The organism is Candidatus Aquarickettsia rohweri (genome assembly GCF_003953955.1).
GTDB lineage: Bacteria > Pseudomonadota > Alphaproteobacteria > Rickettsiales > Midichloriaceae > Aquirickettsia > Aquirickettsia rohweri.
Genome location: NZ_RXFM01000081.1, coordinates 1 through 6,849, shown reverse-complemented (window position 1 = coordinate 6,849; position 6,849 = coordinate 1). Strand labels below are relative to the sequence as shown.

The following is a 6,849-nucleotide window of genomic DNA, read 5'->3' as shown; positions in this document are numbered from 1 at the left end:
TAGTATAAAACCATTTGCAGTTGGCAGAAAAAATTGGATGTTCTGTGCAACAACTAAGGGTGCTAAAGCTAGTGCAAATATTTATAGTATTATTGAAACTTGCAAAGTAAATAAGATTAATCCTTATGATTATTTAAAATATTTGCTGAATCATATTCATGATTATTCTGATCCAAAAGAGTTAGTAAATTTACTTCCATATAATATTGATAAAAAAATATCATCAAATTAAATTTTTTTTAGAATTATCAAAAAACTTAAGAAACCCAAAGAAAGGCGGATAATACTTGTCAAGATGGGGATATTTTAGCGTTTACGTTTAAGTGAACAGAAAATTTTTTCTTTGCTTTTAAAAAATAATATGTTTCAGTAAATATGATTTGTAAAAATAATAAAAAAGCTTATGCATATCAAACAAGTATTGAAAGATATTTCCAAGGATCTACCTACAGTTTTTCTAATAAGACATGCAAAACGTTTTTCAACTACCAATATAGAGGAGGATTTTAAATGTACACTTACTCCTGAAGGTATAGAAGATGCTAAACAATTAGGAGAAATTTTTGCAAAAAATGTTGGACAAATTAGTAAAGTTGTTAGTAGTCCAGTAGGTAGGTGTATAGAAACAGCAAGTCATATTGCTAAAAAAAGTGCAAGTCATATTGAAGTAGAGCAATGGCAAGATTTAGAAAGAGCTTATGCATTTGAGTCAACAGTTGCTATAGAGCATTTTAAACAATTTCCAGTTCGTACTGTAATAAAGAAACTTTTTTTAGGAGAATCTTTAGAGGGAATTCGGAACACAGATGAAGGCACTACATTATTATTAAGAAATATTTTAATGGATCTTACAGGGGAAAAAACAACATCTTTATATGTAAGTCATGATTCTGTGCTTGCAATGTTTTTTGCTACATTAACTGGTGTACCCATATATGATCATGAAGAATTATGGTTTACTTATTTAGATGGAGTATGTTTGCAACTAGGGAAGGATAATATAATGAGATTGTATAGAGGAAATGAAGTTTATCACATTTCCGAAAAGCTAATTTCTCTTGGGTTACAGGGTATAGATGGAACTTTAATTTATGATGAAGCTGTATCAAAATTATTGAGTGGTATTAATAATAATAATCCAGAAAAATATATTGATGGTGTTTTTAGTAATTTAAAAGGGTGGTTACCTACAGTTTTTGTTATTAGACATGCAGAACGTTTTTATGCAGATGATCCAAATCAAGATCATGCTTGTGAATTAACTGCTCAGGGTAAAATAGATGCAAAAAATCTAGGTGAGTATTTTTTATCAAGAATTGCAAAATTTTCTCAAGTATTTAGCAGTCCTGCTGATAGATGTGTTGAGACTGGTAGAAACGTGTTAATTGGAGAACAAAATGATATAAAGGTGCAACATTCTCAATATTTAGCTGAAGCATATGTATATGATGGACGAACAGCAGTTAAAAATTTTAAATTAAATACAGTCCCAGAAATAATTCAAAAACAACTTCTAGGACATTCTTTAATTGGCATGAGAAGTAAAGATGAGGGAACAAAATTGTTATTGTCTACTATCTTACCTTCATTGCAGTCAGATGAAGTAACTTTATATGTGACTCATGATGCTGTATTAGGCACCTTTTTTGGCACACTTGCTGAAGGACATATGTATAGTAATGAGGCATTGCAGTTTCACTTCCTAGATGGCATATGTTTGCAGCAAGAAAAAACAGGAGAAATAATTCTTTACAGACATAACAATGTTTTTAACATAGCAAATAAAATAACTCTATTACAGTCAAGATCGAATAGTGATGTTGCATTTATATTATTTACTATCAAGGAGCTTATAGAAAATTCTCCTATAATTAAATATTTTTCAACAGAAATTATTAATCCATTACTGCCTTCTATTTTCCCTCAAAATTTTGAAAATATTACTTCAATATTTGGATTTCATCAAGACAACCATTTATGGGTTGGAGCACATTTATCAACTAGCTTAGCGGCTGCTTTCTTTTTTCCAAATAAAGATATAACTCTAGCAGTAAAATTTGGAGCAGCACTATCTAGTTCTGCAGTATATTTTACAAAGGTTGAAGTACTTGATTACCTAAATCAATTACATGTTGTTAAAACTCACCATAGTATAGATGAATTACCAATAAATAATATATCGGATTTCTTAGGCCATTGTAGCAAGGAGATTATTGCATATAGCTTTTTAGGCTTTATAAATTCTATAACTAATAAACTTTTGATACCTAATCTAGGTAATTACTTATTTGTTGTTGATGTTTTTAATAATGCAGCAATAAGCGGATTACAATGTTATGCTTATCATAAAGATATGGTAAGAGAAACATCAAAAAGTTTTGTTGAAACAACCATACCCTATTTAATGGATGCAATATATATTTACTTTAATATGAAGCAAGGCGTTACAATGTCATTTAATAGCTTCCACGAAGGATTTTTTTCAGTTAAAAAAGGAATTATGTTGTTAAATGGATTAGTAGTGACTGATTATTTAACTAAATTAACTTTAACGGTAGTTTCAGAAAAGATAAAAGAACAATATGTCAGCGTTCCAGTTGACTATGTATATGACAAGTATCAGCAAGTTTACAATTATAGTATTGAAATATTTCAAGATGGGTTAGAATATTTACACTATTACTTTACCCAAGCAGAGGAAATCAAGGAGGAATTATAGTGCAAACAATACTAGTTACAGGATCACTTGGCTTAATAGGCTCTACTTTAGTTAAAATATTAGGGGATTTAAATTATAACATCATTGCCATGGACATTAGAGAGGATAATATAAATGGTAATATACTAAATTATAATATTTTAAAAAAACTAATTGATAATTGTACAGGAGTTATTCATCTTGCTGCAATATCAAGAGTGATATGGGGAGAAGATAATCCCGAATTATGTAAAAAAGTTAACGTTGAAGGAACAAGAAATATTGTTAATGCTTGTATTGAATCAACTAAAAAACCATGGCTCATTTATGCTAGTAGTAGAGAAGTTTATGGACAACAAGATATTTTTCCAGTCAATGAAGATTGTATTTTTCAACCACATAACCAATATGCAAAAAGTAAAATAGATGCTGAAAATATTGTTACTGAGGCAAGAGCAGTAGGTTTAAAAAGTTCAATTCTTAGATTTTCTAATGTTTATGGTGGCATGTCAGATTATTCTGAAAGAGTAATTCCAGCGTTTTGTTGGAATGCCATTAATAACCAAGCATTAGAAGTGAATGGAAAGGATTCACTATTAGATTTTACATTTGTAGACGATGTTGCAAGAGGTATTGCAGAAGTTGTAAACGTATTATCTTCAAATAATGAATCTTTACCTGCCATACATTTTACCACAGGAAAAGCTACATCTTTATTTGAATTAGCTAACTTAATTATAAAGTTAGCTAAAAGTTCTTCAGATATAAAATTAAAACCCAAAAATTCTATTTATCCTTCAAAATTTTATGGTGATTATTCTAGAGCAAAATCATTATTAAATTGGCAACCAATAAATGACATAAAAAGTGGTTTAATAGATTATATAGAAAGATTAAAGGCTGAAAAAGCAAAAATATATACTTTAAATATGGTAGATATAAATGAAAATATTGAAAGTAATACACGGTTATCCGCCAAGATATAATGCTGGTTCTGAAGTTTACAGTAGGACATTAGCACAAGAGTTATCTAATAATCATGAGGTGCAAGTTTTTACACGTCAGGAAAATAGTTTTATTCCTGATTATCATTATAATACTGAACTTGATCCAGCTGACCCAAGGATATTATTGCATGTTGTTAATTTACCGCGTTTAAAATATCGTGATCAATTCATACATATACAAACTGATGAAATTTTCCAAAATATATTAGATTCTTATAAGCCGAATGTAGTACATTTTGGTCATCTTAATTATCTTTCGCTAAATCTACCTAAAATTACGAAAAGTAATAAAATACCCTCTGTTTTTACTTTGCATGATTTTTGGTTAATGTGTCCAAGAGGACAATTTATCCAAAGAAATTCAAAAGAGCCTTGGGAACTATGTGATGGCCAAGAAGATTCTAAATGTGCAAAGCAATGTTATAAAGGAAGTTTTAGCGGTGACGAAAAAAATTTCGAAGAAGATTTTTTATATTGGAAAAATTGGGTTCATAATAGAATGAAACAAACTAAATTAATTATAAAATATATAGATCATTTTATCGCACCATCTAAATATTTATTAGAAAAATTTATGAAGGAATTTTCTATGCCAAAAGAAAAGATTACCTACTTAGATTATGGGTTTAATTTAGAAAAATTAAAGAAAAGAAATAGAATAAAAGAGAAATTATTTGTTTTTGGATATATTGGCACGCATACTCCTCAAAAAGGTATTCATATATTATTAAAAGCTTTTTCAAAATTAAAAGGTAATGCTCTCTTAAAAATTTGGGGATTTTCAAGAGAAGATACAATGGCATTAAAACTTATAGAAAATTCATTATCACCTAAAATTCGTAAAAGTATAAAATGGATGGGAGGATATAATAATGATGAGATTGTAGAAAATGTATTTAATGAAGTTGATAGTGTTGTTGTTCCTTCTATTTGGGGGGAGAATTCACCTTTGGTAATACACGAAGCGCAGCAAGTGCAAGTGCCTGTTATTACCGCAGATTATGGTGGAATGAAAGAATATGTTAAGCATAATCAAAATGGACTTTTATTTAAGCATAGAGATGCTATAGATCTAGCTGATAAAATGCAACTATTTATTGATAAACCATATCTTGCTAAAAAGTTAGGGAAAGAAGGATATTTATATACCACTAATAAACAAATTCCAGATATTAAATCACATACAGCTGGAATTGAAAAAATATACGGTAATCTTATGAAACATAATAATAAACAAGTTCTTTCAAAGCCAGGGCCATGGCGTATTACTTTTGATACTAATCCAGATCATTGTAACTATAAATGCGTTATGTGTGAATGTTTTTCTCCATATAGCACGGTACAAAAAGATAGAATAGCCAATCGCATAGCTAGACGTATAATGCCTATTGAAACTATAGAAAAAGTGTTAGCTGAATCTGTTGGCACACCACTGAGAGAAATTATTCCTTCTACAATGGGGGAACCACTACTTTATAAAGATTTTGAAAAAATTATAGAGCTTTGTCACAAATATAGTCTCAAGTTAAATCTAACAACTAATGGATCTTTTCCAATAAAAGGTGCTCAAAAATGGGCTGAATTATTAGTACCAGTATTATCAGATGTTAAAATTTCTTGGAATGGAGCAAGTAAAAAAAATCATGAAGAGATTATGCTGGGCTCTAAGTGGGAAACGGTAACTTCTAATTTGGAAACATTTATCAAAATTAGAGATAACTATGCATTACATAATAACAATAGGTGTAGAGTTACATTACAGCTAACTTTTTTAGAAAGGAATGTTGACGAAATACCAGAATTAATAAAATTTGCTATAAAACTTGGAGTAGATAGAATAAAAGGACATCATCTTTGGACGCATTTTGATGAAATTAAAGATCAATCCATGAGAAGGAGTAAAGAATCAATTAAAAAGTGGAATAAGATAGTTGAAAAAATATATCAAATAGTTAATAGTACTACTCTTCCGAATGGGAAGAAATTGGTTCTTGAAAATATAGATATATTAAATGAGGAAGCAATTAAAGATTTAGCACCTGGAGGACCATGTCCATTTTTAGGGAAGGAAGCATGGGTAAATGCAGAAGGTGAATTTAATCCTTGTTGTGCTCCTGATGAATTACGTAAATCTCTTGGTAAGTTTGGTAATGTTACAAAACAAAGTTTGCATGATATATGGACAAGTAACGATTACCGGAAACTTCAGGTATCTTATTTATCAAAAAAGCTCTGCCAGGGCTGTAATATGAGAAAATCTCTTGTAGGCTAAAGTATGACTATAGAATTTGATAAAATACTTATTTCTTCATGCGAGACTTATCATTGTTATGAAGGTAATCCACTTTATAATAATAGATTTACTGCCGTTCTTAAATTTGCAAATATTGGACTTGCTGCTGTAAAAGATAATTCTGGTGCATATCATATTCAAATTAATGGGAAACCTGCTTATAAGTTAAGATTTGATAAGTCATATGGGTTTTATTGTAATCGTGCTGCGGTTTCAATTGATGATGAATATTTCCATATAGATATTAATGGAAAGCGTATATATAAAACAAGTTATGAATGGGTCGGGAATTACCAAGAAAATTTATGTGTTGTTAGAAAAAAAGATCAATATTATCATATAGATATCAATGGAGACCCTGTCTATAAAGAGAGATACGACTATGTAGGTGATTTTAAAGATGGTATAGCTGTTGTTTATAAGTCAAATTCTGCAACTCACATTAATAATAAGGGAGAGTATATTCATAATCAATGGTTTAAACAACTTGATATTTACCATAAAGGTTATGCTAGGGCCGAAGAAATCAGTGGGTGGCTACATATTGATAAAACTGGCAATCCATTATATGAATCAAGGTATAAAAATGTAGAACATTTTTATAATGATTTGGCAAGAGTAGAAACTTTTGATGGTAATATCTTTCAAATTAACATAAAAGACCAAATAATCCACAGATTAAATAAAGAGGATATAAGAGTATCAGAAGCACAATTATCTTCTGATATGGTAGATTTTTGGAAAATATTTATTATAAATGCTGCTATAAAATTAAATATATTTGAATATTTACCATCAACTACTGATGGATTAGTAAAAAATTTAAAAGTTCCTAAAGATAACTTAATTCG

Annotated in this window: 5 protein-coding genes; all 5 read left to right on the top strand. The window is 29.4% G+C overall.

From position 1 onward, the window contains the following. Nucleotides 1-232: transposase domain-containing protein (locus EIC27_RS08325; RefSeq protein WP_205702331.1), on the top strand; the 232-nt coding region annotated here is incomplete at its 5' end. Nucleotides 233-403: 171 nt separating this feature from the next. Next, nucleotides 404-2,719 carry a histidine phosphatase family protein gene (locus tag EIC27_RS05475; protein WP_126045091.1) on the top strand — a complete coding sequence of 772 codons (2,316 nt, stop codon included), beginning with the start codon at nucleotides 404-406 and terminating at the stop codon, nucleotides 2,717-2,719. Continuing rightward, complete coding sequence (locus EIC27_RS05470) at nucleotides 2,719-3,684, top strand: NAD-dependent epimerase/dehydratase family protein (RefSeq protein WP_162298347.1); 966 nt, start codon at nucleotides 2,719-2,721, stop codon at nucleotides 3,682-3,684. Before EIC27_RS05475 ends, EIC27_RS05470 begins: the two co-directional genes overlap by 1 nt. Further along, nucleotides 3,641-5,977, top strand: coding sequence for a glycosyltransferase (locus EIC27_RS05465; protein WP_126045089.1), 2,337 nt, complete (start codon nucleotides 3,641-3,643; stop codon nucleotides 5,975-5,977). Before EIC27_RS05470 ends, EIC27_RS05465 begins: the two co-directional genes overlap by 44 nt. A gap of 3 nt (nucleotides 5,978-5,980) precedes the next feature. Beyond that, a partial coding sequence (locus EIC27_RS05460; RefSeq protein WP_205702351.1) for a WG repeat-containing protein occupies nucleotides 5,981-6,849 on the top strand: 869 nt, incomplete at its 3' end.